Here is a 23,237-nt window from a genome sequence, read left to right on the forward strand (position 1 = left end):
TCCGCTCCGGCCGGACAGTGCACGCCCGCGCTCAGCAGCAGCTCGCCGCCCAGCAGGTACGGCAGCGGGTCCGCCATCTCGCTGGTGTGCACCGTGTACACGGCCGCATCGGACGCCCGCGGCCCCGCGACCTGGCGCAGGCCGAGCTCCGCGTCGTCCGTCAGGACGGCCAGCGGGACCGGGACGGTGGGAGGGACCAGCTCCTGCACGGGCACCTCCATGGACGGTTCATACAGTCGAGCCTGCCTGAATGGAGGAAACGTACACTTCCTGGCTGCCTTGACGACACCTAGGCTCACCGCTCAAACCTTCAATCACCACCCCCGTCCCCGCTGCACCCCTCCCCTCTCCCCAGGTTCCGTCCCCTCCGCAGTCCCCCTCAGGCCCCACTCCCTCTCACCACCCCGCTCGGCACGAGGAGCGCACCATGGCTGTCGACTACGCAGTGATCATCTTCTATCTCGTCGGCATGCTCGCGGTCGGCTGGTGGGGCATGCGCCGCGCCAAGTCCAAGAGCGACTTCCTCGTCGCCGGTCGGCGCCTGGGACCGCCGATGTACTCCGGCACGATGGCGGCCATCGTCCTCGGCGGCGCCTCGACCATCGGCGGCGTCGGACTCGGCTACGAGCACGGACTGTCGGGCGCCTGGCTCGTGTTCACCATCGGCTTCGGACTGCTGGCGCTGAGCGTCTTCTTCTCCGCCCGCATATCGCGGCTGAAGGTCTACACCGTCGGCCAGATGCTCGACCTGCGCTACGGCGGCTCGTCCTCCGTGATCTCCGGGCTGGTGATGTGGGCGTACACGCTGATGCTCGCCGTCACCTCGACCATCGCCTACGCGACCATCTTCGACGTCATCTTCGGGCTCGACAGGTCGCTGGCGATCATTCTCGGCGGCGGCATCGTCATCGCGTACTCGACGCTCGGCGGCATGTGGTCGATCACGCTGACGGACATGGTGCAGTTCGTCGTGAAGTCGGTGGGCGTGCTGCTTCTGCTGCTGCCGATCGCGGTCTACAAGGCAGGCGGCATCGAGGGCATGCGCGAGCAGCTGCCCGACGACTACTTCTCCCCCATGAGCATCGGTGTCCAGACCGTCTTCACGTACGTGCTCATCTACTCCTTCGGCATGCTGATCGGGCAGGACATCTGGCAGCGCGTGTTCACGGCCCGCAGCGACAAGGTCGCCCGCAGCGGCGGCTCCGTCGCCGGCATCTACTGCCTGGTGTACGCGATCGCGGGCGCCCTGATCGGCATGGCGACCAAGGCGCTCCACCCGAAGCTGGACAGCGCCGACGCCGCGTTCGCGACCATCGTCGGCGAGTCCCTTCCCATCGGCGTGAAGGGGCTGGTGCTGGCCGCCGCCCTGTCCGCGGTCATGTCGACGTCGTCCGGAGCGCTGATCGCATGCGCGACGGTCGCCAACAACGACATCTGGAAGCGTCTGCGCCTCAAGTCACGCGGCGCTGACGTGACGGAGGCAAGCACCTCCGAGGAGGCGGACCACTCGGCCCACGACGAGGTGCGCGGCAACCGTGTCTTCATCCTGATCATGGGCGCTGCCGTGGTCGTCATATCCATCGCGCTCAACGACGTGGTCGAAGCCCTCACGGTGGCCTACAACCTGCTGGTCGGCGGGCTGTTGGTGCCGATCCTGGGCGGCCTGGTCTGGAAGCGCGGCACAGCGGCCGGTGCGCTCGCGGCGGTCGCCGTCGGCGGTGTGACGGTGATCTCGGTCATGGCCTGGAAGGGCATCCTCGCCAACGAGCCCATCTACTACGGCCTGTTGGCCTCGCTGGTCACCCATGTCGTGGTGAGCCTGATCAGCAAGCCGACGGACCCGGCGGTGCTCGCGGCCTGGCGAGCCCGCCTCGCCGGGGAGTCGCAGCCCGGCACCCCGTCGGACGCACCCGCAGGCGTCTGACGGCGACCCCGACCCGGGGGTCCGGCGTCGGGGGCACGGCGGGCAGGTCGCCTCAGCGAAGGCTTCCCGCCATACCGTGAACCCGGCGTCGGACTCCCGCACGCAGAAGCCCTGCCACGACGAGACCCCGTCACAACGAAGCTCAGCAACGAAAGGCGCGATCCCCAGCATGGCCTCCGTAGTCCGCACCGGCGGCGACCTCGTCGCCGAGTCACTGACCGCCCTCGGTGCCTCCACCGTCTTCGGCCTGCCGGGACAGCACGCGCTGGGCGCATTCGACGCGTTGCGGCGTTCCCCGCTCGCCTATGTCGGTCTGCGGGTGGAGAACAACGCGGGCTTCGCCGCCGACGCCCACGCCCGGCTGACGGGCACCGTGACGCCGTTGCTCGTCTCGACGGGACCGGGCGCGCTGATGTCGCTCGCCGCGCTCCAGGAGTCCGCCGCCGCGTCCGTACCCGTGCTGGGCATCAGCAGCCAGATCCCCACAGCGGGCCTCGGTGGCGGCCGCAAGGGATACCTGCACGAACTCCGCGACCAGCAGGCGTCGTTCCGCGACGTCGTCAAGTCCGTCCACACCGTCCGCGCCGCCTCACAGATACCGTCCGCGCTGGCCGCCGCGTGGGTCAGCGCCTCGGAGGCGCCCTGCGGCCCGGTCTGGGTGGAGATACCGCAGGACGTGCTGCTCTCCCCCACGGACGTCCCGCCCCCCGCGTCGCTCTCCGAACTCGAAGCCGTCACCCCGCGGCCCCTGCTCCCACGCCCCGAACTGACCGCTCAAGCCGCGGAACTGCTCAACTCGGCTTCCCGCCCGGCGATTCTGGCCGGCGGCGGTGTCGTACGTTCCGGCGCCCAGGCTCAACTACTGGAACTGGCCGAGCGGTTGGACGCTCCCGTCGCCACCACCTTCGGCGGCAAGGGTGCCTTCCCCACCGCGCACCCGCTCTCGGCCGGCTCGTGGATCGAGGACGCCCACACCACCGAATTCCTCGCGGACGCCGACGCGTTGCTCGTCGTCGGCTCCGGCCTCGGCGAACTCTCCTCCAACTACCACACCCTCTCCCCGCGCGGCCGTGTCATCCACATCGAAGCCGACCTGGGAAAGCTGGAGTCCAACTATCCGGCCCTCGGCATCCACGCGGACGCACGAGCGGCCCTCGAAGCACTGACGAGCGCCGTCATCCCCCGCCCCGCGGGTGACGCGGCACACCGGGTCGCCGCCCTCCTGGAACGCGTCCGCACGAGGATCGCCGGGCAGGAACTCGACCTCGAACAGCAGCTGCTGACCGCCGTGCGCGACGCGCTGCCGGACGGCTCACCGAGCTTCTGGGACATGACGATCCTCGCCTACTGGGCGTGGTCGGCCTTCGACCCCCGCACCGGCGCGATGCACTCGGCCCAGGGCGCAGGGGGCTTGGGCTACGGATTCCCCGCCGCGGTCGGCGCGGCCGTCGCCGACCCCGGCCGCCGCACTCCGGTCCTGGCCGTCTCCGGTGACGGCGGCGCCATGTACTCGATCGCCGAACTGGCCACCGCCCGGCAGTACGACCTTCCGGTGACCTGGCTGATCGTCGACGACGGCGGCTACGGCATCCTGCGCACGTACATGACGGATGCCTTCGGCGAATCGACCGGCACGGAGCTGTCCCGTCCCGACTTCGTCGCGCTGGCGGAGTCCTTCGGCGTCCCCGCTGTGCGTACCTCGCCCGAGCGGCTGCGCGAGGATCTGTCGGCGGCGCTGGCAGAGCCGGGTCCGTCGGTCGTGCTTCTCCCCGCGGTGCTGCGGATGTTCGCGCCGACACACCTCCCCGAACAGCACTGACGCCCCTGTCCGCTCCGGCTCACCCCCGGGAACTTCTCGCTGCCCGCTGCGAACAGGCGCGAGACCGTGCCGGTCCCGGGGCCATCTGCGGGCCCGTTCGGTGGAATCTGCGCCGTGCCCCGCCGGATGGCACCGGTTGCACGCCCGGCTGTCCTTACGGTGCCTGTGACCGACGCCCCCGGCTCCCCGTTCACCCGTCCAGAGGGCTCCGGGGGCCGGAACGGACCAGCAGAGCAGAGGTGAGTGGAGGTGCCCTCAGTGGCAGCACCGCCGGACAACGACGTGCTCTGGGCACGCGGACTGCACTACGCGTACGGCGGTTCGCCCGCCTTGCAAGGTGTCTCGATCGGCGTCCGCTCGGGCGAGATCGTCTCCGTGACCGGACCTCGCGGCAGCGGCAAGACGACACTGCTGAGCTGTCTTTCCGGGCAACTGACGCCGCACCACGGCGAGGTCTGGTTCAACAGCGTGCCGATCCACACGCTCGGACGGACCTCTCGCGAGCGGCTGCGCCGTGACCGCTTCGGCTGGGTCGGCAGCGAGCCGCAGCTCATCCCCGAACTGACCGCCTGGGAGAACGCCGCTCTGCCGCTGCTGCTGGTCGGAGCCGGCCACCGCGCCGCTCGCAAGGCCGCCATGGAGTGGCTGGAGAGACTCGACGTCGGCGAGTGTGCACGCAAGCGGCCCTCCGCCCTGCTGCAATCACAGCGTCAGCGCGTCGCGATCGCCCGCGCCCTCGCGCCCGCTCCCGCGATCCTCTTCGCGGACGAGCCGACCGCGCCGCTCCACCAGGCGGAACGAGCGCAGGTGATGCGCACGCTGACCACGGCCGCCCGGTCGCACGGCATCACGGTGGTGCTCACGACGCACGATCCAGCGGTGATGCTGCCCAAGGTGGTGCCGGGTGATCCGGACGCCGCCGACGCGGCAGGCCCCACACTCGCCGACCGCAACCTCTCGATGGTCGACGGACGCCTCAACGGCCTGGTCTCACCGGGCCCGGGCGAGCACGGACACGACGGGAACGACGAGAACGGAAGCGCCGACGGCAAGGGCATGGCCGCGGGCGACGACGACTCGGACGGCGAAGACTCCAAGGGTGCCGCGTGCTCGCTCTCCGTCTAGCCCGCGGTGGTCATCCCCTCACACTGCTGCGCCGCCTCCTCGTGGCCGTCGCCACAGCAGTGGTCGGCTTCCTGCTGCTCGCCGCGTTGAGCCATGCCCTCGCTCATCCGCAGGACTCCGGCGCTTCCCTCGTACGGCTCGTATGGTGCCTCGCACCGCTCGCGGCAGCGGTGCAGTTCGCCGCAGCGGTCGCCCGTACGGAACCCGGTTCACGATCACGGTCCGCACTGGACGCGGCAGGGGTCGGCCCGGCACGCGTTCCGCTGCTCGCCGCCCTGTCGACCGCGATGGCCTCACTGCTGGGCAGCGCGATCGCACTCGTCGTCTACCTGCATCTGCGCGGGCAGTTGGCGACGCTGCCCTTCGACGGCGCCGCCGTGAAACTCCTTGCCGCCGACCATCCGTTGCCGGTGGCGGCGACGCTGGTGCTGCTGTGCGTCCCGCCTCTGATCGCCGGCGGTGCCGCCGCTCTGGCCACACGGCCCCGCCCGATGATGGCGGTGGGGGCGACGGCCGTGGCCGGCGGCGGTTCCGGCCCCGGCGTGCACGCAGGTACGGCCACAGCACCCTCGGGTGGCTCGGCCAGGCAGCTGGACCACCCCGTCGGAGACCGTGAGGCAGCACCGTTCAGGTTGCTGCCCGGTTCGCTGCCGGCGTCCATCACCCTCCCCTGGGGCACGGCGCTGATCGCTGCGGGCCTCGCGATGGAGACGTACGCGAGCCGGTCCCCGAAGCCGGTCTCCCTCGCGGGCGTGCTCTCGAACCACGCACCCGGCGTGCTCGGCGGCTGGATGCTGACGGCACTGGGTCTGGTGCTGGCCGGGCCGGGACTGACTCAACTCTGCGGACTGCTGATCGCCGTGGGACGCCCTGGAGCCGTGAGGCTGCTGGCGGGACGGGTTCTGCAACAGGAAGCCGGCCGCGTCGGACGCCCGTTGGGTGTTCTGTGCGCCGTGGCCGCAGGCGGACTGGCCGCAGCGGAGCTGTACGCCAAGGCGCCGGCGGACGGGGCCCGCATGCTCGGGCCGCTGACCGTCCTCGGTGCCGCCCTGGTGGTGATCTGTGTGACGGCCAGCGCGCTGACGGCCGCCGCGGAGTCACGCTCGTCCCGCGCTTCCGCGAACGCGACACTGACACGACTCGGTGCTCCCCGCCGTCTGCTGCGTGGTGCGGCAGCGGTCCGGGTGGGTGTGCTGTGCGTGGTGCTGGGCTCGCTGACCTGGGCCGTCGGCCAACTCGCCGCGCTCCCTTTGACGTCCTGACCTTCGCCCGCCGGCGTCAGCGCCCACGCGTCTCTCGTCCGTCCCGGACCGCATCGGGCGGCGAGCGCCTACGCTGACGGAATGCTGGACCATGAGATAGAGAGTCTCGTCGAGTTCGACGACGTCATCGAAGCGACCGGATCGCTCAGCGGATGGCGCGTCCAGTCCGTGGATCTGAGCGAGCGCACGGACGCTCTGGCTTCGGCGGACACGGACGGCGCCGTCTTCCTGGGCTGCGCGATGGCCGCGGAGGCCGTCGTACGGGTGCAGGAGAGCGGTGGTCTCGTCTTCCCGCCCGTGCCGAAGCTCCCGTTCAACCCCTACCGCGGGCGGCTCTACTCTCCGGAGGAGCTGTTCGCCGGGCTGGACGACGGGTACGAGCAGACGCCGGATGCCCGGTCGTACAGCTGGTTCCAGCGGACGAAGAACGACGGGGACGTCTTCTCCTCCATGCTCCGCGCCGTGCACGACGACGCGATCTCCGATGCACTGGACGAACACCTCGTCGGCGCCCGGGTCGTGGGCGTCATGGGCGGGCACCGGCTCGCACGCGGCACCGATGCGTACGCCGGAGCGGCACGCCTCGGCCGCGCCCTCGCGCGCGGGGGTCACACCGTCGCGACCGGCGGCGGCCCAGGAGCCATGGAGGCCGCGAACCTCGGGGCTTACGCGGCGCCGTTCGAGGACGGCATGCTGGAGAAATCTCTGGAGATGATCTCCGCCGCGCCGTCCTTCGAGGACTCCGTCGGCGAGTGGGCCCGTGCGGCGTTCGCGGTGCGCGAGGGCTGGCCGCAGGGGGGCGCGTCAGTTGGCATCCCGACCTGGTTCTACGGGCACGAGCCGCCCAACGCGTTCGCCCAGTGCATCGCCAAGTACTTCGTGAACGCCGTACGCGAGGACGGCCTGCTGGCACGGTCGAACGCCGGAGTCGTCTTCCTGCCGGGCGCGGCGGGGACCGTGCAGGAGATCTTCGACAACGCGACCCCGAACTACTACCAGTCGCGCGGTGCGCCCACCCCGATGGTGCTCGTCAACGAGGAGCACTGGACGCGCACGCTGCCGTGCTGGCCGCTTCTCCAAGCGCTGGCGTCCGAGAGGCCGATGGCTTCGCGCATCGCGCTGGTCGACTCGGTGGAGGAGGTCCCGGCAACTCTCGCCCGGCTGTCCGGCTGAGTGTGCGGAGGCGGTCAGCCCGCCAGTCGTACGACTTCCTGTTCGTCGAAGGCAACGCCGACAGACGAGCCGGGCTCCGGCGCCTCCCGCAGCGCACACGACGCTTCCATGCGTGGTCCGTGCTGCGGCTGGAGCAGCAGCGTCACGGCGGCTGCGTCGCCGCCACGGAACGTGCGGGCTTCGACGGTGCAAGGCAGTCCGTCCTCAACTGCCGTCAGCCGCACGCCTGTCGGGCGCACAAGGAGCTTGCAGGCTCCCGTCGGAATGCCGTCCGGGACGGGAAGTTTGCCCCATGGGGTGTCTGCCGCTCCGCCGTGCACGCTCGCCTCGACGACGTTGTCGAAGCCGAGGAAGCGCGCGACGAACTCCGAGGCGGGGTGCTGCCACACCTCAAGGGGCGTGCCCGCCTGGGCGACGCGGCCCTCGTTCATCACCACGACGCGGTCCGCCAGTACGAATGCCTCTCCCTGGTCATGGGTGACCGCCAGAACCGTGGTGCTCAACCGGTGGAAGAGAGCGCGCAGTTCGACGACGAGACGTTCGCGCAGCCCGCGGTCGAGCTGGCCCAGTGGCTCGTCCAGCATCAGCAGGCGGGGCTGCGGCGCGAGTGCCCGGGCGAGGGCGACGCGCTGCTGTTCCCCTCCGGAGAGGGTTGCGACGGTTCGGCGCTGCGCGTCGGGAAGGCCTACCAGGTCGAGGAGTTCGGCGACGCGCTCCGCCGTCTCCTGCCTTCGCGCGCGGCGCATGCGAAGGCCGAACGCGACGTTGCCGCCGACATCCCGCTGAGGGAACAACTGGTGGTCCTGGAACATCAGTCCGACCTCGCGCCGGTGCGGTGGCACCTCCGTCCGGTCCTGTCCGGACAGGAACACGCGGCCGGCGTCCGGGGTCTGCAGCCCTGCCACGACGCGCAGAAGCGTCGACTTCCCGCTGCCGCTCGGGCCGAGCACGCACACGGTTTCGTGGTCGGCGACCTCCAGGTCCACCGCGTCCAGCGCGCGCCGGGCACCGAAGTCGACGGTCACACCGTTCAGTCGCAGCATCTAGAACTCTCCTGAACGGTCGGTGCGTATGCGTTCCAGAGCGAGCAGGGTGCCCGTGCACACGAGCATCAAAATGGCGCTCATGGCCATCGCCTGCCCGTAGTTGAGTTCGCCGGCGCGTCCGAGGAAGCGGGAGACCGCGACGGGGAGCGTGGGTGCGTCGGGACGCGCGATGAAAACCGTCGCGCCGAACTCGCCCAGAGAGACGGCGAATGCGAAGCCCGCGGCGACGATCAGTGCCCGGCGTACGAGCGGAAGGTCCACCTCGCGCCACGCACGCAGCGGCGAAGCGCCCAGCACGGCAGCCGCTTCGCGGAGTCTCACATCGACCGCTCGCAGCACGGGCAACATCGTCCGTATGACGAAGGGCACCCCCACCAGTGCCTGGGCGAGAGGGACGAGCATCCACGACGAACGCAGGTCCAGCGGCGGTTCGTCGAGGGCGATGAGGAAGCCGAAGCCCACCGTGACCGCCGACGTGCCGAGCGGCAGCATCAGCATCGAGTCGAAGCCGCGTACGAGCCGGCCGACGGCGCCGCCTCCGCCTCTGGTGGTCAGCGCTGCCGCGGCCAGCCCGCCGACGACCAGGGCGATGCACGTGGCGAGCGCCGCGTAGATCAGTGAGTTGCCGATCGCGGCGACCGGGGCGACCGTGAACGTGGCGTCGCTCGAAACGGACCCGAGGGCTCGGTAGTTGGCCGTGCCGTAACCATCGGGTCCGTTGAACGAGCGTTCCACGAGGACCGCCAGGGGCGTCAGTATCAGCAGCACCACGACCGTCAGGACCGACCCCAACAGCGCCCACTGGCCCGGCCCTTGGGGGCGGCGCGCGGTCTGCTCGGCCGGAAGCATGCTCAGCATGGACTGCCGCTTCCGTACGGTGCGCGCGTGGAAGGCGAGCATCGCGGTGACCGCGGCGAACTGCAGCAGCGTGAGCACCGCCGCGGTGGGCAGCTCCAGCAGGGCGGCGGTCTGCCGGTAGATCTCGACCTCGAGGGTGGCGTAACGCGGCCCGCCGAGGACCTGGATCACGCCGAAAGAGGTGAAGGTGAAGAGGAAGACGATCAGTGCCGCCGCGCCGATGGACGGTGCCAGCGCCGGAAGTGTCACCCGGCGCCAGGCAGCGATGCGGCTCGCGCCGAGCACACGGGCGGCCTCCTCCTGGCGCGGGTCGAGTTGGGACCACAGCCCGCCGACTGTCCGTACGACGACCGCGTAGTTGATGAAGACGTGCGCGAGAAGGATCGCCCACACGCTCGTGTCCAGCCGCAGGCCGAACCACTCCTCCAGTGCGCCACCACGTCCCAGCAGCGCGAGGAAGGCCGACCCCACGACCACTGTCGGCAGCACGAAGGGCACCGTCACGACAGCACGCAGCAGACGCTTGCCCGGAAAGTCGAACCGGGCGAACACGTACGCTCCCGGCAACGCCAGCGCCAGCGTGCACGCGGTGGAGGCGGCGGCCTGCCACACCGTGAACCACAGCACCTGCAGCACGTCCGGGTCGGTCAGCACCTGCCCCAGCAGGCCGAGTTGCCACTGGCCGTCCGAGCGAAGCCCGCGTCCGACGATGGCGGCCACGGGGTAGGCGAAGAACAGCCCGAAGAAGGCCACCGGCAGCACCATCAACGCGAGCCGCAACGCGCTGCGGCGCCCCTCCCTGCGACGGCCCCCGGCTGGTGCCGCCTGCGGCGGCTCGCCTCGCTCTGCCGCGCCGGGTGCTTCGTCTACTTCACTGCGAGCGAGGTCCATGACTTGATCCACTGCTCGCGGTTCGCGGCGATCTTCGCCGGAGGCATGGTCGCCGCGTCGTCGACGGATTCCCCGTACTTCGTGAACAGCTCCGGCAGATCGGCGTCGTCACGCACAGGGTTGACGAACATCTGCAGGGGCAGGTCCTCCTGGAACTTCTTGCTGAGCATGAAGTCCACCAGAGCCTTGCCCCCCTTGGGGTTCCGCGCTCCTTCCAGCAGGCCGGCGAACTCCGTCTGCTGGAAACACGTGCCCTTCGCAATCCCGGTCGGCGCCTTCGCGGGCATCGGCTTCTTGCCCAGCACCTCGACGGGCGGGCTGGAGGCATAGGAGACGACGAGCGGCTTGTCGCCCTTGCCCTTGCCGCCGTGTGAACCGCTGAAGCGGTCGTTGTAGGCCTGCTCCCAGCCGTCGACGACCTCGACGCCGTTGGCACGCAGCTTCTTCCAGTAGCCCTTCCAGCCCTTGCCGTACTCGTCGACGGTGGCGAGCAGGAATCCCAGGCCCGGCGATGACGTCGCGGCGTTCGAGGTGACGAGAAGGTCTTTGTACCGGGGCTCGGCGAGATCGGCGAGCGTCTCGGGCGGGTCCAGCTTCTTGTCCTCGAAGTAGCCGCGGTCGTAGTTGACGCATATCTCGCCGGAGTCCACGGGGGTGACCCGGTGCTTTTCCGCGTCGAGCTGGAGGTCCTCGGGGACCTTGTCCAGCCCCTTCGCCCGGTGGGGGGCGAAGACACCCTTGTCGAGCGGGCGGGAGAGAAGGGTGTTGTCGACGCCGAAGAAGACATCCCCTTGCGGATTCCCCTTGTTGAGCACCGTCTGGTTCACGGCGGCTCCGGCGTCACCTCCCCGCAGCACCTTGAGCTTGTATCCGGTCTGCCGTGTGAACTCCTTCAGCACGGGCTTGGACGCCGCGAAGGAGTCGTGGGTGACGAGTGTGACCGTCTTGCTGTCCTGGTCGCTCCCCGAGCCCTGGCCGCCGCAGGCGGTCAGAGTGCCCGCGAGGAGGAGGACTGAGGTGACGGCGGCAGAAGTGTGCAGCGCATGCTTGCTCATCGGCTCATCGACTTCCTACCCGGCATGACCCGGGCGAGGTTCGAGGGTCTGCGGTTGCTCGCATCCGTACGAGCTGCCGCACTCTCAGCGCTGTGTGCGCTCCCCTGTCGGTCTGTGGTGTTGTGCAGGGCCGTCGCCGGTTGTTGTGGCTACGACAAGGCCCCAACAGAGGCTACCAGTCGGCCCTGCGGTGCGACCCGGCGCTCCCGTTCGGCACGCGCTCGACACCTCGCCGCAGCGGCTTCGCTCGCCTCCGGTCGCGATACCGGGACGGCGACCTCCGGTCAGCGTTCCGTCGCGGCCAACTGCCCGCACGCGCCGTCGATCTCCTGGCCCCGGGTGTCCCGTACGGTCACCGGCACGCCGTGGGACTCCAGCGCCCGTACGAAGGCCGCTTCGTCCTCCGGACGCGAGGCCGTCCACTTGGAACCCGGAGTGGGGTTGAGCGGGATGAGATTCACGTGGACGGGCCTGCCCTTGAGCAGCCGGCCCAGCAGATCCGCGCGCCACGCCTGGTCGTTGATGTCCTTGATGAGCGCGTACTCGATGGAGACGCGGCGTGCCGACTTCTCGGCGTACTCCCAGGCCGCGTCCAGCACTTCGCGTACGTTCCAGCGGGTGTTGACGGGGACGAGGGTGTCGCGGAGTTCGTCGTCCGGGGCGTGCAGGGAGACGGCCAGGCGACACTTGAAGCCCTCGTCCGCGAAGCGGAGCATCGCCGGAACGAGTCCGACCGTCGAGACGGTGATGCCGCGCTGCGACAGTCCGAGCCCGTCGGGCTCCGGGTCGGTGAGCCGCCTGATCGCGCCGACCACCCGCTTGTAGTTGGCCAGCGGCTCGCCCATCCCCATGAAGACGATGTTGGACAGCCGGGCAGGCCCTCCCGGAACGTCTCCGTCGCGCAGCGCCCGCACGCCGTCCACGATCTGGTGCACGATCTCGGCGGTCGACAGATTGCGGTCGAGGCCCGCCTGACCAGTGGCGCAGAACGGGCAGTTCATGCCGCAGCCGGCCTGCGAACTGATGCACATGGTGACCCGGTCCGGGTACCGCATCAGGACCGACTCGACGAGCGTGCCGTCGTGCAGCTTCCAGAGAGTCTTACGGGTGGTGTCGTCGTCACAACTGACGTGCCGCACCACGCTCATCAGCTCCGGCAGCAGCTCCGCGGCCAGCTTCTCGCGCGCGGCAGCGGGGATGTCCGTCCACTGCTCGGGCTCGTGGGCCAGCCTGGAGAAGTAGTGCTGCGAGAGCTGCTTCGCCCGGAAGGGCTTCTCGCCCAGCTCGGCGACCGCCGCCCTGCGCTCGTCGGGCGCGAGATCGGCAAGATGCCGCGGCGGCCTGACGGCTCCACGGGGGGCGACAAAGGTGAGTTCTCCGGGCTTCGGCATAGCCGTACCAGTGTCGCAGACGGGTAAGGGTGGCCCAGGCCAGAGCGGGGTGGGGACGGTCACTACTGGGCGGCGGATGTCGGCTTGGGCGGACCCAGGGACGACAGGTACTGGTCGAATAATGGTTACAAGGTGACCACTATTCGTACATACCCCCTCACGCGCTGTGGAGTTGAGCGTTACGGTCATTTACCCCAAAACTCCCTAGGGGACGTCATGACTGATCCGTATTCCTCTCCGATACCGCCGGCACCGCGCCCACCCAACGCCCGCCCGCTCCACACCCGCGTATTCGTGTGGGCCGGAGGCTTAGCTCTGCTGATCGCAGGCACGATCATCGGATCCGCTGTGGACGACGAGCAACGAATCGTCGAGACAAGGGCAAAGCCCACGAAGACAGTCAGCGCGACAGTCACGGCCACGCCCGAGCCCGGCCCGACCGTCACAGAGACCATCAAGGCCAAGACGAAGCCCGCCCCCACGGTCACCGTCACCAAAACCGCAACCGCCAAGGCCGCTGGCAGCGACAGCAGCGGCGGCCAGGACAGCACGGACACGTGCACGATCGTCTCCAACGCGGGGAACTGCTACTCGGCAGGACAGTTCTGCCGGAACAGCGACCACGGCGCCATCACCACCACCACGAGCGGCACGAAGATCAAGTGCGCATACAGCTCGAACGCATGGCGCTGGACCTACGCCTGACGAGACAAGGCCGACACGCGATTCAGGGCGGTTCTCGACGCGCCGCGTACTCCGCTCCCCAGTACTCCGCTCCCAATTCGGCCGATCACCTCTGACTCTCCTGTCGGGCCACCTGGTCCGACAGGGGGCGAGCCCACGTACTCCGTCGTTCGACCGTGACCCGGCGCAAGCGAGACGCAAACGCGTAACCGATAGGTTACGCTTCTCGTCATGAGAGCTCCTGCCGCCCTGGCAGACCCCGTCCGACGAGAAATCCTCGTCCTGCTGCATGCGCGGCCTCGCAACGTCAGCGAGATCACCGGGCACTTCGACGTCAGCCGGCCCGCCGTGAGTCGGCACCTCAGAGTGCTCCGCGAGGCCGGTCTCGTCGTCGCCGAAGACCGTGGTCGTGAGCGGGTCTACCGGCTGGAGACTGCTCCGCTGGTGGAGCTGCGGCAATGGCTGGAGCAGTTCTCGAACCGCTGGGAGCAGCGTTTCGACGCGCTCGAGACGGAGGTTCACCGGACTCGACGTGAGCGACGCCGCCAGGCACAGTCCACCGACGAAGCCAAGGAGAAGCCCGCATGACACCGAAGCCCACCGGGTCCCTCAGCAGCACCTCGACAGGCCCGGATCTCGTACTCACCCGCACCTTCCGCGCGCCCGTCGGCGATGTGTGGGACTCCCTCACCGAATCCGAGCGCACAAGCCGCTGGTTCGGGCCTTGGGCAGGGACTCCCGGCGCGGGTCAGTCGATCAGCGTCACCATGACCGCCGAGGACGGCGACCCCGAGATGCCGATGAGGATCGAGGCGTGCGAGCCACCGCATCATCTCGCCGTGTCCGCCGTCGACGAGTACGGCACCTGGAACCTCGAGGTGCACCTCACGGAACGGGACGGCTCCACCGAGATGCGCTTCGTGCAGCACCTCACCGACACGGCAACGGTCGGCGATACGGGACCCGGCTGGGAGTACTACCTCGACAGGTTCACGGCTGCTCTGGGTGACGGACCGATGCCCGACTTCGACGACTACTACCCGTCGATGAAGGGCTATTACGTGGCCCTGGCCGAGGAGTTGGGGGCCGCCTGAGGCAAGCGCCCCTGCGGATGACCCCCACGCTGTGCGACTCAGCCGCCGCCCACGAAGACGACGAACAGCAGCCATACGATCGGCGCCGTCGGCAGCAGGGAGTCGAGCCGGTCCATGATGCCGCCGTGACCGGGGAGCAGGGTGCCCATGTCCTTGATGCCCAGGTCGCGCTTGATCATCGACTCGCCCAGGTCTCCGAGGGTGGCACTCACCGCTACGGCCAGCCCCAGCAGCAGACCCTGCCACCAGGCGCCGTCGTCGATCAGGAACTGCATGCACAGCGCGCCCGCCGCCATGGAGAAAGCCACGGCACCGCCCAAGCCCTCGCGGGTCTTACCGGGACTGATCCGCGGGGCCAGCTTGTGCTTGCCGAAGCGCCAGCCGACTGCGTACGCGCCGGTGTCACTGACGACCGTGAGCAGCAGGAAGACCAGCACCCGCCACGGCCCGTCGTCGGCGGCGAGCATGAGCGCCACGAACGTGGCCAGGAAGGGCACGTAGAAGGTGGCGAATACCGCAGCGGTCACGTCCCGCAGATATTCGTGCGGTGACTCCGTCATCCGCCAGACGAGGACGGCCAGCGCGGTGAGGGCCATGGCGATCCACGCGCCTTCGGGGCCGCGCACGTACCCGGCGACGACCATCGCGGCGCCGCCCACCGCGAGGGGCACCAAGGGCGCCCGGATCTCCTTGCGCTCGTTCAGGCGCGAGGTGAGCTCCCACAGGCCGACGACCACGGCGACGACGACCACGCCGAGGAAGACCGGCTTGTAGAAGAACAGGGAGGCGAGGATGACCACGCCGAGCCCGACGCCTACTCCTATGGCGGCTCGCAGGTCCCGGCCGGCGCGCTTCTTGCCGCCGAGCGGGGCGGGGCCCGGGTCGGACTCCTGCGAAGCAGGCCGCTGACCGGACCGGTCCCCGTGGCCGTCACGGCCACCGGAGGCTCCGCCGGCGCCACCTGGACCGCCTGAACCGTGGGAGCCGCCCGGCCCGGATCTGCCGTGACTGCTGCCTTGACCGCCTGGATCCGACACGATGGGCATAGGCCGAGTCTGCGACACACCGCCGCCTTCGTGCGCGGGAGCCTCACCCGCACCGGGGTGGAATGCGCCTCCCGGAGCGCGTCCCTGATCGGGTGCGCCCCGGAAGCCGGCACGGGGCGTCGGTGCTCCCCAGGATGAGTCGTTCACAGATTGCAGCCTCAGACGTCGGACCATGGACGGATCTCGGGCAGACCTCCCACACGTGTGGGACTCAGACCTCGAGCAGCTCGGCTTCCTTGTGCTTGAGGATCTCGTCCACCTGCGTCACGTACTTCGCGGTGGTGTCGTCGAGTTCCTTCTCCGCGCGACGGCCCTCGTCCTCGCCGACGTCGCCGTCCTTGATGGCCGCCTCGAGGCTCTCCTTGGCCTTGCGACGGACGCTGCGGATCGAGATCTTGGCGTCCTCACCCTTCGCCTTGGCGACCTTGATGAACTCCTTGCGGCGCTCCTCGGTCAGCTCGGGGAACGTCACCCGGATGATATTGCCGTCATTCGACGGGTTGACGCCCAGGTCCGAGTCGCGGATGGCCTGCTCGATGTTGCGCAGGGAACTCTTGTCGAACGGAGTGACCACCGCCATCCGCGGCTCCGGCACGGAGAACGACGCCAGCTGGTTGATCGGCGTCATCGCTCCGTAGTACTCCGCCACGATCTTGTTGAACATGGCCGGGTGTGCCCGTCCGGTGCGGATCGCCGCGAAGTCCTCCTTGGCGACCACGACCGCCTTCTCCATCTTCTCCTCGGCTTCGAGGAGGGTCTCTTCGATCACCACGTGCTCCTGGTCTCGATGAATGAGCCTTGCGGATAAGCCCTGTTTCCTGCACGGTGTCCGACCGGCTGACGGTTGTCCATCCCCGCGTCGGGCCGTTCCCACGACCCCTGGTTGCCGGGGCTCCGGACATGACGCCGCGGGCCGAACATCAGCCCCTCGTACCCTGGTTGCTCACCAGGGTGCCGATCTTCTCACCCTTCACCGCCCGCGCGATATTGCCCTCGGCCAGAAGCTCGAAGACGAGGATCGGGAGCTTGTTGTCCCGGCAGAGGGTGACGGCCGTGGCGTCGGCGACCTTCAGATCGCGGGTGATGACCTCGCCGTACTCGAGGGCGTCGAACTTCACGGCGTCCGGGTTCTTCGCGGGGTCGGAGTCGTAGACCCCGTCGACGCCGTTCTTGCCCATCAGCAGCGCCTCGGCGTGGATCTCCAGCGCGCGCTGCGCGGCCGTGGTGTCGGTGGAGAAGTACGGCATGCCCATACCGGCGCCGAAGATGACGACCCGGCCCTTCTCCAGATGCCGTACCGCGCGCAGCGGGATGTACGGCTCGGCGACCTGCCCCATCGTGATGGCGGTCTGGACACGGGAGTCGATGCCTTCCTTCTCCAGGAAGTCCTGCAGGGCAAGGCAGTTCATGACCGTACCGAGCATGCCCATGTAGTCGGAACGCGCCCGGTCCATGCCACGCTGCTGCAACTCCGCCCCGCGGAAGAAGTTGCCGCCGCCGATGACGACGGCGAGCTCCGCTCCGTCCCGTACGACGGACGCGATCTCGTGCGCCATCTTGTGCACGACGTCGGGGTCGACACCGAGCCCCCCGCCGCCGGCGAACGCCTCACCGGAGAGCTTGAGCATGAAGCGCCTTCGGCCGCCGCGGACCCTGCCTGTGTCGCTGGTGTCGGTGTCCTTACTCATGCGTTCTCCTCGTGCACATACGAAAGAGGCCACTGCCGTCGGATCCTTGCAATCCCTCGTACGGCAATGGCCTCCTCGTCACAACTGCCCTGTTGCCCGACCTTAGCGGGCGCGTACCGGTTGCGTGCTCCACGCGACCGGTGTGCGTCAACGGGCTCGGGTCGTCAGGCGCCGACGCGGAAGCGGGCGAAGTGCTTCAGCGTGACACCGGCCTCGTCCAGAATCTTCTGGACCGACTTCTTGTTGTCCTTCGCGAAGGGCTGGTCCAGCAGGGCGTTCTCCTTGAAGAAGCCCGTGACCCGACCCTCGACGATCTTGGACAGCGCCTGCTCGGGCTTGCCCTCCTCGCGCGCGGTCTCCTCGGCGATGCGGCGCTCGCTCTCCACCGTCTCGGCCGGGATGTCCTCGCGGGAGAGGAACTTCGGAGAGAAGGCGGCGATGTGCTGCGCAACGTCCTTGGCGATCTCCGGGTTCTCCTTGTCCAGCTCGACCAGCACGCCGACCTGCGGGGGCAGGTCCGGGCTGGTGCGGTGCAGGTAGGAGGCGACGAAGCCGCCGGAGTACTGGGCGAAGCGGTCCAGGACGATCTTCTCGCCGAGGTTGGCGTTGGCCTCGTCGACGTACGCCTGCACGGTCTTGCCCGGCTCGATCTCCGACGCGAGCAGCGCGGCGGTGTCCGCGGGAGAGGAGGCGGCGACGTGCGCGGCGATGGCGTCTGCTGCGGCGATGAACTTGTCGCCCTTGGCGACGAAGTCCGTCTCGCACTTCAGCTCGACGAGCACTCCGGAGTTGTTGTCGTCCGCGATGCGGGCGACGACCGCGCCGTTCGAAGCAGTGCGGCTCTCGCGCTTGGCGACGCCCTTCTGCCCCTTGACGCGCAGGATCTCGACGGCCTTGTCGACGTTGCCCTCGGCCTCGTCCAGCGCCTTCTTGCAGTCCATCATGCCGGCGCCTGTGAGCTCACGGAGCTTCTTGACGTCGGCGGCGGTGTAGTTCGCCATTACTGGTTTCCTTCTGTGACCAGGCTCCGCCGTCGCGCTCAGCGCCGGAGCGGAGCTTGCATTCGTCTTGAGGTGTCGGGAGGCCCGATGAGACGCCTTCTCACCTTCTGGGAGAGGGCGGAGTCGCGCTCTTCGGCGCGTCTCTTCTCATGCGGCCTCTTGAAGCTGTGTCACGGGGCGGCGGCGGGAGTTGCGTCCCGCCGCCACCCCGCGGACATCACGCGTTCTCGGCGGTCTTCGCCTCGGGGGCTTCCTCGGCCGGCTTCTCGTCAGCCTTGGGCTCGGCGTCGGCCGGCTTCTCCTCGGCAGCGGCCTCGGCGGGAGCGGACTCGGCAGCCTCGGCGGGAGCGGACTCGGCCTTCTCGGCAGAGGCTTCCGCCTTCTCGCCCTTCTCACCCTCGAGGAGCTCGCGCTCCCACTCGGCCAGCGGCTCGGCGGCCTTGTCGCCGCCCTTGGCGGCCTCGGCCGCACCGGAGCGGGCGATGAGGCCCTCGGCGGCGGCGTCGGCGATCACACGGGTGAGGAGCGTGACGGAGCGGATCGCGTCGTCGTTACCCGGGATCTTGTAGTCGACCTCGTCCGGGTCGCAGTTGGTGTCGAGAATCGCGACGACCGGAATGTTGAGCTTCCGCGCCTCACCGACGGCGATGTGCTCCTTCTTGGTGTCCACGATCCAGACGGCGCTGGGCACCTTCTGCATCTCGCGGATACCGCCGAGCGTCTTCTCCAGCTTCGCCTTCTCGCGGGAGAGAACGAGCAGCTCCTTCTTGGTGAGGCCGGAGGCGGCCACATCCTCGAAGTCGATCTGCTCCAGCTCCTTGAGCCGCTGAAGGCGCTTGTAGACGGTCGAGAAGTTCGTCAGCATGCCGCCGAGCCAGCGCTGGTTCACGTAGGGCATGCCCACGCGGGTGGCCTGCTCGGCGATGGCCTCCTGGGCCTGCTTCTTGGTACCCACGAACATGATGGAACCGCCGTGCGCGACGGTCTCCTTGACGAACTCGTAGGCGCGGTCGATGTACGACAGCGACTGGAGCAGGTCGATGATGTAGATGCCGTTGCGCTCGGTGAAGATGAAGCGCTTCATCTTCGGGTTCCAGCGACGGGTCTGGTGCCCGAAGTGGACGCCGCTCTCCAGCAGCTCCCGCATCGTGACGACGGCCATGGCCGTTCTCCTTGATTTACTCGGTTGTCGTCAGCAACGGCCGGGACGGCCGTCGCTTGCCTGACGCCTCTGTCGTGCTGTGCCCGGGAGATGCCCGTTGGGAAGGCCCTCCTGGGACCGAGATGCACGGCCACCGGGTGAGGGTGGCGAGGCGTGCGAAGTCAGCCCGGTGGACCGGGCCGCCACCAGCAGTGTACGGGACCGTGGAGGGCCCGTGCTCCCTCCACCGGACGCACCGCTCGCCATGTGGCCGGCGCCGAGGTCTTACGCTCCCCAACACCCCCCGCGCGGGTGACGAGGTTGTCCACAACTCCCTGCACGTTCACAGATGTTCGGCAAGATCCCTGCGCTCCGTCACGATGCGCGATCGTGTGCTCACGGCACCGCCAGGTGTACGGAACGACGATGCTGGACGGCGGCACAGGGGGGCGGAAACGGCATGGCATCACAACGGGGACGCGATCGGCGACGCGGATGGCCGGAGTGATCTTCCGGGGGCTGCTGGGCGTGGCTCTCTGCCTGCTCCTTGCCCTGAGCAACGGGACGGCGACGGATTCGCGGGCACATGCGGTCGTGAGGCACGAGCCGTCGGCGCCACGGCCTGCGGCCGGCTCCCAGGACGGCGTATGGCCGGTGGAGGGCAGCGCCGGCGCGGTGCGGCCCCTGATGAGACGGGGCTGGGAGCCGCCGCCCACTCCCTGGGCGGCCGGTCATCGCGGCGTGGATCTCGCGGCTCCTCAGGGGCGGGCTGTGCGCGCGGTCGCGGACGGAAGGGTCTCCTTCTCGGGCAAGGTCGCGGGGCGGGGAGTGCTGTCGATCGAGCTGTCGGGGACGGGCAGGCCTCCCATCCGCACGACCTACGAGCCGGTGCGGCCCACGGTCCGCGAGGGCGACCGGGTACGCGCTGGGGAGACCGTTGCCTTCATGACCGGCGGGCTCTCCCATTGCGGCGGCGGCTGCCTGCACTGGGGCGCACGTCGAGGCACGCGCTACCTCGATCCGCTCTCGCTGCTTCCGGCCGGCCTCCTGCGGGGCGGTCCGTCCAGGCTGCTGCCTGTCTTCGGCATCCCCCTGCCCCGCAGCGATGCCTCCACGGATTCCGGTTCGAGCAGCGGGGCGAGCTCCCAGCAGGGAATGGTGGCTCACGGAGCCCCGGCAACCACTCGCGCGGGACCAATGAGCTCGACCGGAGCGGGAGGGGGTCAAGTAGGCGCTGGCGGGGCAGTGTTGGCGCTCGCATTGGCCGGGGCGGCGCTGTTCGGCCGCCGTCGTCTCTCGCGAACGGTCGCGGCAAGGACGTCGAGAGCGAGGAGACCACCGCGGGCTCCGCCCTGAGCGGTGCCTGCTCCGGCGTCAGTTGCCGACGCCGCTCAAGGCCATGGAGACGGCCGCCTCGGTGATCTGCTCGGGGTCCTCGGCGGCACCCAGCTCGATGCGTCGAACTGCTGCGTCGACGACGCCCTGCAGCAGCATCGCTGCCAGTCGCGGCTGCTCGTGGCCGAGTGCGCCGAGCGCTTCGACGACCATCGCGACGAGCCCGCCGTGAGCGGCGCGGATCTTCTCCCGCGCGCCCGCGTCGAGTTCGCCGGCCGAGATCGCTACGACCGCACGGTGGCGCCTGTCGCCGACCAGAGCCAGCTGCTGCCGTACATACGCTTCGATCTTGCCTTCCGCCGTCTCGGCCTCCGCCATCGCGGTCTCCACCTCGGCTGCCCAGACAGGGAAGTCGACGGCGCAGAGTTCCTCGACGACGGCCGCGCGGGATCGGAAGTACTCGTACACGGAGGAGCGCGCCAGACCCGTCCGCTGAGCGAGAGCGGGGAACGTCAGCGCTTCCGTGCCGCCTTCGGAGAGCAGTGCGCGGGCAGCGTCCAGCAGGGCTGCACGCTGCATGGTCCGGTGCTCGGCCACGGAGGCCGCTCGAATCCTTGGCACGCCCCCACCATACGGAGGGAGGTACCGATTCAGCGACCGACGTCGGCCAGCTTTGCACGAAGCTGAAGAACCGACTTGGTGTGGATCTGGCTGACCCGGCTCTCGGTGACACCGAGTACCTGGCCGATCTCAGCCAGGGTGAGGCCCTCGTAGTAGTAGAGGGTGACCACCGTCTTCTCCCGTTCCGGGAGGGTGTTGATGGCCCGGGCAAGCAGCCGGCGCAGCTCCCGGCCTTCGGCGACCTCGACCGGATCGTCAGCGGCCGTGTCCTCGAGGGTGTCCATCAGGCTCAGGCGGTCGCCGCCCTCGCCGCCGACATGAAGCAGTTCCTCCAGCGCGACCACGTTCGCCAGGGACAACTGGCTGAAGACGCCGTGCAGTTCCTCCAGGGGGATGCCCATCTCGTCCGCGACCTCGGACTCCGACGGGCTGCGCCGCAGAGTGGCCTCGAGCGAGGCGTAGGCACGCTCGACGGCGCGCGCCTTCTGCCGTACCGACCGGGGAATCCAGTCCAGGGCCCGTAGTTCGTCGATCATCGCGCCACGGATGCGGGTGATCGCGTACGTCTCGAACTTGATGGAGCGCTCGGGGTCGAACTTCTCGATCGCGTCGATGAGCCCGAAGACCCCGGAGGAGACGAAGTCGGCCTGCTCGACGTTGGAGGGCAGGCCCACACTGACGCGCCCGGCGACATATTTGACGAGGGGGGAGTAGTGGAGGATCAGCTGTTCCCGCAGCCCTTCGTCAGCGGTGGCCTTGTACCGCCGCCACAGCTCGTCGAGGGGACTTCGGTCTGCAACAGGCCTGGTGTTCTCGGCTGCGACCGGCGCCGCGGCTGTTGCCGCGCCGTCAGGCCCGGGGATGTGCTGGGGCATTCGTCGCCTTGAGCCGTTCTGCTGAGTGGCCATCACGCGGGGGGAGCGTGACCGGAGCCGCTTCCATGGGAGATGTGAGCGTAGCGTGACCGCGGAGTCGCACTATGCGATGAGCGCGCGCTTCTGCATGCGCAGATACGTTCCGCTGGACGCACCCGGGAGTTACTCCGACGACAGCACCCAAGACCGGCTTTCGTAGCGGGAAGGGGCGAAACCGGAGCATACGGATCACCCTTTCATTCGATAGCCCCAGGTCAAGGACCGGCTCTTCACTCGATGGGGTGCCTGGCCTTGAGTCCGGCGGTCCTACTCAACTGCCAGCCGTTGCCCAGGCGTTCGACGAAGCCCAGCGCGCACAGCTCCTGGAGCCGCACCAGCGCGGTCTCCGGCGTGATGCCGACGGCCTGCGCCAGCTGAACGGATTCGGCGGTGCCGCGCCCCGGCAGGGCGTCGAGAACGAGCGCCGCCTCCCCGGGCAGCACGTCACGGGGCAGGGCAGGGCCGCGCCTTCTGGGGGCCAGCTCTCCCATGCTTCCGACCAGTTCGATCACCTCAGCGGCGTCGGTGATCACGCTGCCCTCCTCGCGCAGCAGTTCGTGCACCCCGGCGGACAGCCCGGAGGTGACGGGGCCCGGGACTCCCATCACGAGCCGGCCCAGCCGTCGTGCGTGCCGGGCGGTGGACAGCGAGCCACTCCTCAGCGCGGCTTCCACCACGACAGTGCCTCTCGTGAGGGCGGCGATCACCCGGTTCCGCAGGACGAAGCGGCTTCGCGTCGGATGGTCCCGTGGCGGCAACTCGGCCAGCAGAAGGCCCTGTTCGCCGATGCGCCGGATCAACTCGGCGTGCCCCGAGGGGTATGCGACATCCACGCCGCACGCCAGCACCCCGACGGTGGCGCCCCCGGCGGCGAGGGCGCCCCGGTGCGCGGCTCCGTCGATGCCATGGGCCGCTCCCGAGACCACCGTCCATCCACGTTCCGCAAGCCCCGCCCCGAGCACGGCTGCAACGTGCACGCCGTACTCCGTACAGGCACGCGCCCCGACGACCGCGACCGAACGCAGTGCCCAGAACCGCAGATACGGAGCACCGCGGACCCACAGCCCGATGGGCCTTGTCACGCCCAGTGCGTCCAGCTGACCGGGCCATTCAGGGTCGCCGGGGCACAGGAACCGGCCGCCGACCGCCTTGACGGCTGCCAAGTCCGC

At 69.3% G+C, this 23,237-nt stretch carries 21 protein-coding genes, 1 pseudogene and 1 riboswitch; of the genes and pseudogenes, 9 read left to right on the forward strand and 13 right to left on the reverse strand.

Features of this window, described 5'->3' with window-relative positions; all coding sequences use genetic code 11:
* Nucleotides 1-221: pseudogene (locus H5J26_RS13685) on the reverse strand (PucR family transcriptional regulator ligand-binding domain-containing protein); the annotation flags it as partial.
* Nucleotides 222-427: 206 nt separating this feature from the next.
* Here H5J26_RS13685 and H5J26_RS13690 point away from each other — a divergent pair.
* The 5 genes from H5J26_RS13690 to H5J26_RS13710 all read left to right on the forward strand — a co-directional run bounded on the left by H5J26_RS13690 (nucleotide 428) and on the right by H5J26_RS13710 (nucleotide 7,303).
* Entirely contained in the window at nucleotides 428-1,924 is a 1,497-nt protein-coding gene (locus tag H5J26_RS13690) for a sodium:solute symporter (RefSeq protein ID WP_181766106.1), read from the forward strand.
* A 169-nt stretch (nucleotides 1,925-2,093) separates the two neighbouring features.
* Nucleotides 2,094-3,743 carry a thiamine pyrophosphate-binding protein gene (locus H5J26_RS13695; protein ID WP_181766107.1) on the forward strand — a complete coding sequence of 550 codons (1,650 nt, stop codon included), beginning with the start codon at nucleotides 2,094-2,096 and terminating at the stop codon, nucleotides 3,741-3,743.
* A 258-nt stretch (nucleotides 3,744-4,001) separates the two neighbouring features.
* Nucleotides 4,002-4,868 (forward strand): ABC transporter ATP-binding protein, encoded by an 867-nt coding sequence (locus tag H5J26_RS13700; RefSeq protein WP_181766108.1) that lies wholly within the window; start codon nucleotides 4,002-4,004, stop codon nucleotides 4,866-4,868.
* Nucleotides 4,850-6,130: a hypothetical protein gene (locus H5J26_RS13705; RefSeq protein ID WP_181766109.1), complete on the forward strand. Its 1,281-nt coding sequence runs from the start codon at nucleotides 4,850-4,852 to the stop codon at nucleotides 6,128-6,130. The genes H5J26_RS13700 and H5J26_RS13705 overlap by 19 nt, the downstream gene beginning before the upstream one ends.
* 81 nt (nucleotides 6,131-6,211) lie before the next feature.
* Nucleotides 6,212-7,303 carry an LOG family protein gene (locus tag H5J26_RS13710; protein WP_181766110.1) on the forward strand — a complete coding sequence of 364 codons (1,092 nt, stop codon included), beginning with the start codon at nucleotides 6,212-6,214 and terminating at the stop codon, nucleotides 7,301-7,303.
* A gap of 14 nt (nucleotides 7,304-7,317) precedes the next feature.
* Here H5J26_RS13710 and H5J26_RS13715 read toward each other — a convergent pair whose 3' ends face one another.
* From H5J26_RS13715 to rlmN, 4 genes are all read right to left on the reverse strand, one after another.
* The gene (locus tag H5J26_RS13715) at nucleotides 7,318-8,346 is read right to left on the reverse strand and encodes an ABC transporter ATP-binding protein (protein ID WP_181766111.1); all 1,029 of its coding nucleotides are present in this window, start codon (nucleotides 8,344-8,346) and stop codon (nucleotides 7,318-7,320) included.
* On the reverse strand, nucleotides 8,347-9,972 hold the full coding sequence (locus H5J26_RS13720; RefSeq protein ID WP_235980685.1) for an ABC transporter permease: 1,626 nt from the start codon (nucleotides 9,970-9,972) through the stop codon (nucleotides 8,347-8,349).
* A gap of 101 nt (nucleotides 9,973-10,073) precedes the next feature.
* Nucleotides 10,074-11,153 (reverse strand): thiamine ABC transporter substrate-binding protein, encoded by a 1,080-nt coding sequence (locus H5J26_RS13725; RefSeq protein WP_181766113.1) that lies wholly within the window; start codon nucleotides 11,151-11,153, stop codon nucleotides 10,074-10,076.
* Nucleotides 11,149-11,269: riboswitch (TPP riboswitch) on the reverse strand. It overlaps the preceding gene by 5 nt.
* A 168-nt stretch (nucleotides 11,270-11,437) precedes the next feature.
* On the reverse strand, nucleotides 11,438-12,544 hold the full coding sequence (rlmN, locus tag H5J26_RS13730; RefSeq protein ID WP_181766114.1) for a 23S rRNA (adenine(2503)-C(2))-methyltransferase RlmN: 1,107 nt from the start codon (nucleotides 12,542-12,544) through the stop codon (nucleotides 11,438-11,440).
* A 216-nt stretch (nucleotides 12,545-12,760) separates the two neighbouring features.
* On the opposite strand from rlmN, the gene H5J26_RS13735 reads away from it, so the two are divergent.
* The 3 genes from H5J26_RS13735 to H5J26_RS13745 all read left to right on the forward strand — a co-directional run bounded on the left by H5J26_RS13735 (nucleotide 12,761) and on the right by H5J26_RS13745 (nucleotide 14,322).
* Nucleotides 12,761-13,249 (forward strand): hypothetical protein, encoded by a 489-nt coding sequence (locus tag H5J26_RS13735; RefSeq protein ID WP_181766115.1) that lies wholly within the window; start codon nucleotides 12,761-12,763, stop codon nucleotides 13,247-13,249.
* A gap of 210 nt (nucleotides 13,250-13,459) precedes the next feature.
* Entirely contained in the window at nucleotides 13,460-13,816 is a 357-nt protein-coding gene (locus H5J26_RS13740; RefSeq protein ID WP_181766116.1) for an ArsR/SmtB family transcription factor, read from the forward strand.
* A complete protein-coding gene (locus H5J26_RS13745) occupies nucleotides 13,813-14,322 on the forward strand; it encodes an SRPBCC family protein (RefSeq protein WP_181766117.1) in 510 nt (169 codons plus the stop codon). Before H5J26_RS13740 ends, H5J26_RS13745 begins: the two co-directional genes overlap by 4 nt.
* A gap of 38 nt (nucleotides 14,323-14,360) precedes the next feature.
* On the opposite strand, the gene H5J26_RS13750 is transcribed toward H5J26_RS13745, so the two are convergent.
* The 5 genes from H5J26_RS13750 to rpsB form a co-directional block, all read right to left on the reverse strand.
* A complete protein-coding gene (locus tag H5J26_RS13750; protein WP_181766118.1) occupies nucleotides 14,361-15,515 on the reverse strand; it encodes a phosphatidate cytidylyltransferase in 1,155 nt (384 codons plus the stop codon).
* A gap of 64 nt (nucleotides 15,516-15,579) precedes the next feature.
* Nucleotides 15,580-16,137 carry a ribosome recycling factor gene (frr, locus tag H5J26_RS13755; protein ID WP_181766119.1) on the reverse strand — a complete coding sequence of 186 codons (558 nt, stop codon included), beginning with the start codon at nucleotides 16,135-16,137 and terminating at the stop codon, nucleotides 15,580-15,582.
* Nucleotides 16,138-16,288: 151 nt separating this feature from the next.
* Nucleotides 16,289-17,056 (reverse strand): UMP kinase, encoded by a 768-nt coding sequence (gene pyrH, locus H5J26_RS13760; RefSeq protein WP_181766120.1) that lies wholly within the window; start codon nucleotides 17,054-17,056, stop codon nucleotides 16,289-16,291.
* Nucleotides 17,057-17,220: 164 nt separating this feature from the next.
* Nucleotides 17,221-18,057 (reverse strand): translation elongation factor Ts, encoded by an 837-nt coding sequence (gene tsf, locus H5J26_RS13765; RefSeq protein WP_181766121.1) that lies wholly within the window; start codon nucleotides 18,055-18,057, stop codon nucleotides 17,221-17,223.
* 217 nt (nucleotides 18,058-18,274) lie between these two features.
* Complete coding sequence (gene rpsB, locus H5J26_RS13770; protein WP_181766122.1) at nucleotides 18,275-19,219, reverse strand: 30S ribosomal protein S2; 945 nt, start codon at nucleotides 19,217-19,219, stop codon at nucleotides 18,275-18,277.
* Nucleotides 19,220-19,885: 666 nt separating this feature from the next.
* Here rpsB and H5J26_RS32270 point away from each other — a divergent pair.
* On the forward strand, nucleotides 19,886-20,554 hold the full coding sequence (locus H5J26_RS32270; RefSeq protein WP_309237899.1) for a M23 family metallopeptidase: 669 nt from the start codon (nucleotides 19,886-19,888) through the stop codon (nucleotides 20,552-20,554).
* An 18-nt stretch (nucleotides 20,555-20,572) separates the two neighbouring features.
* On the opposite strand, the gene H5J26_RS13780 is transcribed toward H5J26_RS32270, so the two are convergent.
* The 3 genes from H5J26_RS13780 to dprA all read right to left on the reverse strand — a co-directional run.
* Nucleotides 20,573-21,130, reverse strand: a complete 558-nt coding sequence (locus tag H5J26_RS13780; protein ID WP_181766126.1) for a TetR/AcrR family transcriptional regulator — start codon at nucleotides 21,128-21,130, stop codon at nucleotides 20,573-20,575.
* Between the two features lie 53 nt (nucleotides 21,131-21,183).
* Entirely contained in the window at nucleotides 21,184-22,029 is an 846-nt protein-coding gene (gene whiG, locus H5J26_RS13785) for an RNA polymerase sigma factor WhiG (RefSeq protein WP_181766124.1), read from the reverse strand.
* 269 nt (nucleotides 22,030-22,298) lie between these two features.
* A partial coding sequence (gene dprA, locus H5J26_RS13790) for a DNA-processing protein DprA (protein WP_181766125.1) occupies nucleotides 22,299-23,237 on the reverse strand: 939 nt, incomplete at its 5' end.

It is taken from the genome of Streptomyces albidus (ex Kaewkla and Franco 2022), assembly GCF_013870515.1.
In the GTDB taxonomy this organism is placed as follows: Bacteria; Actinomycetota; Actinomycetes; order Streptomycetales; family Streptomycetaceae; genus Streptomyces; species Streptomyces albidus.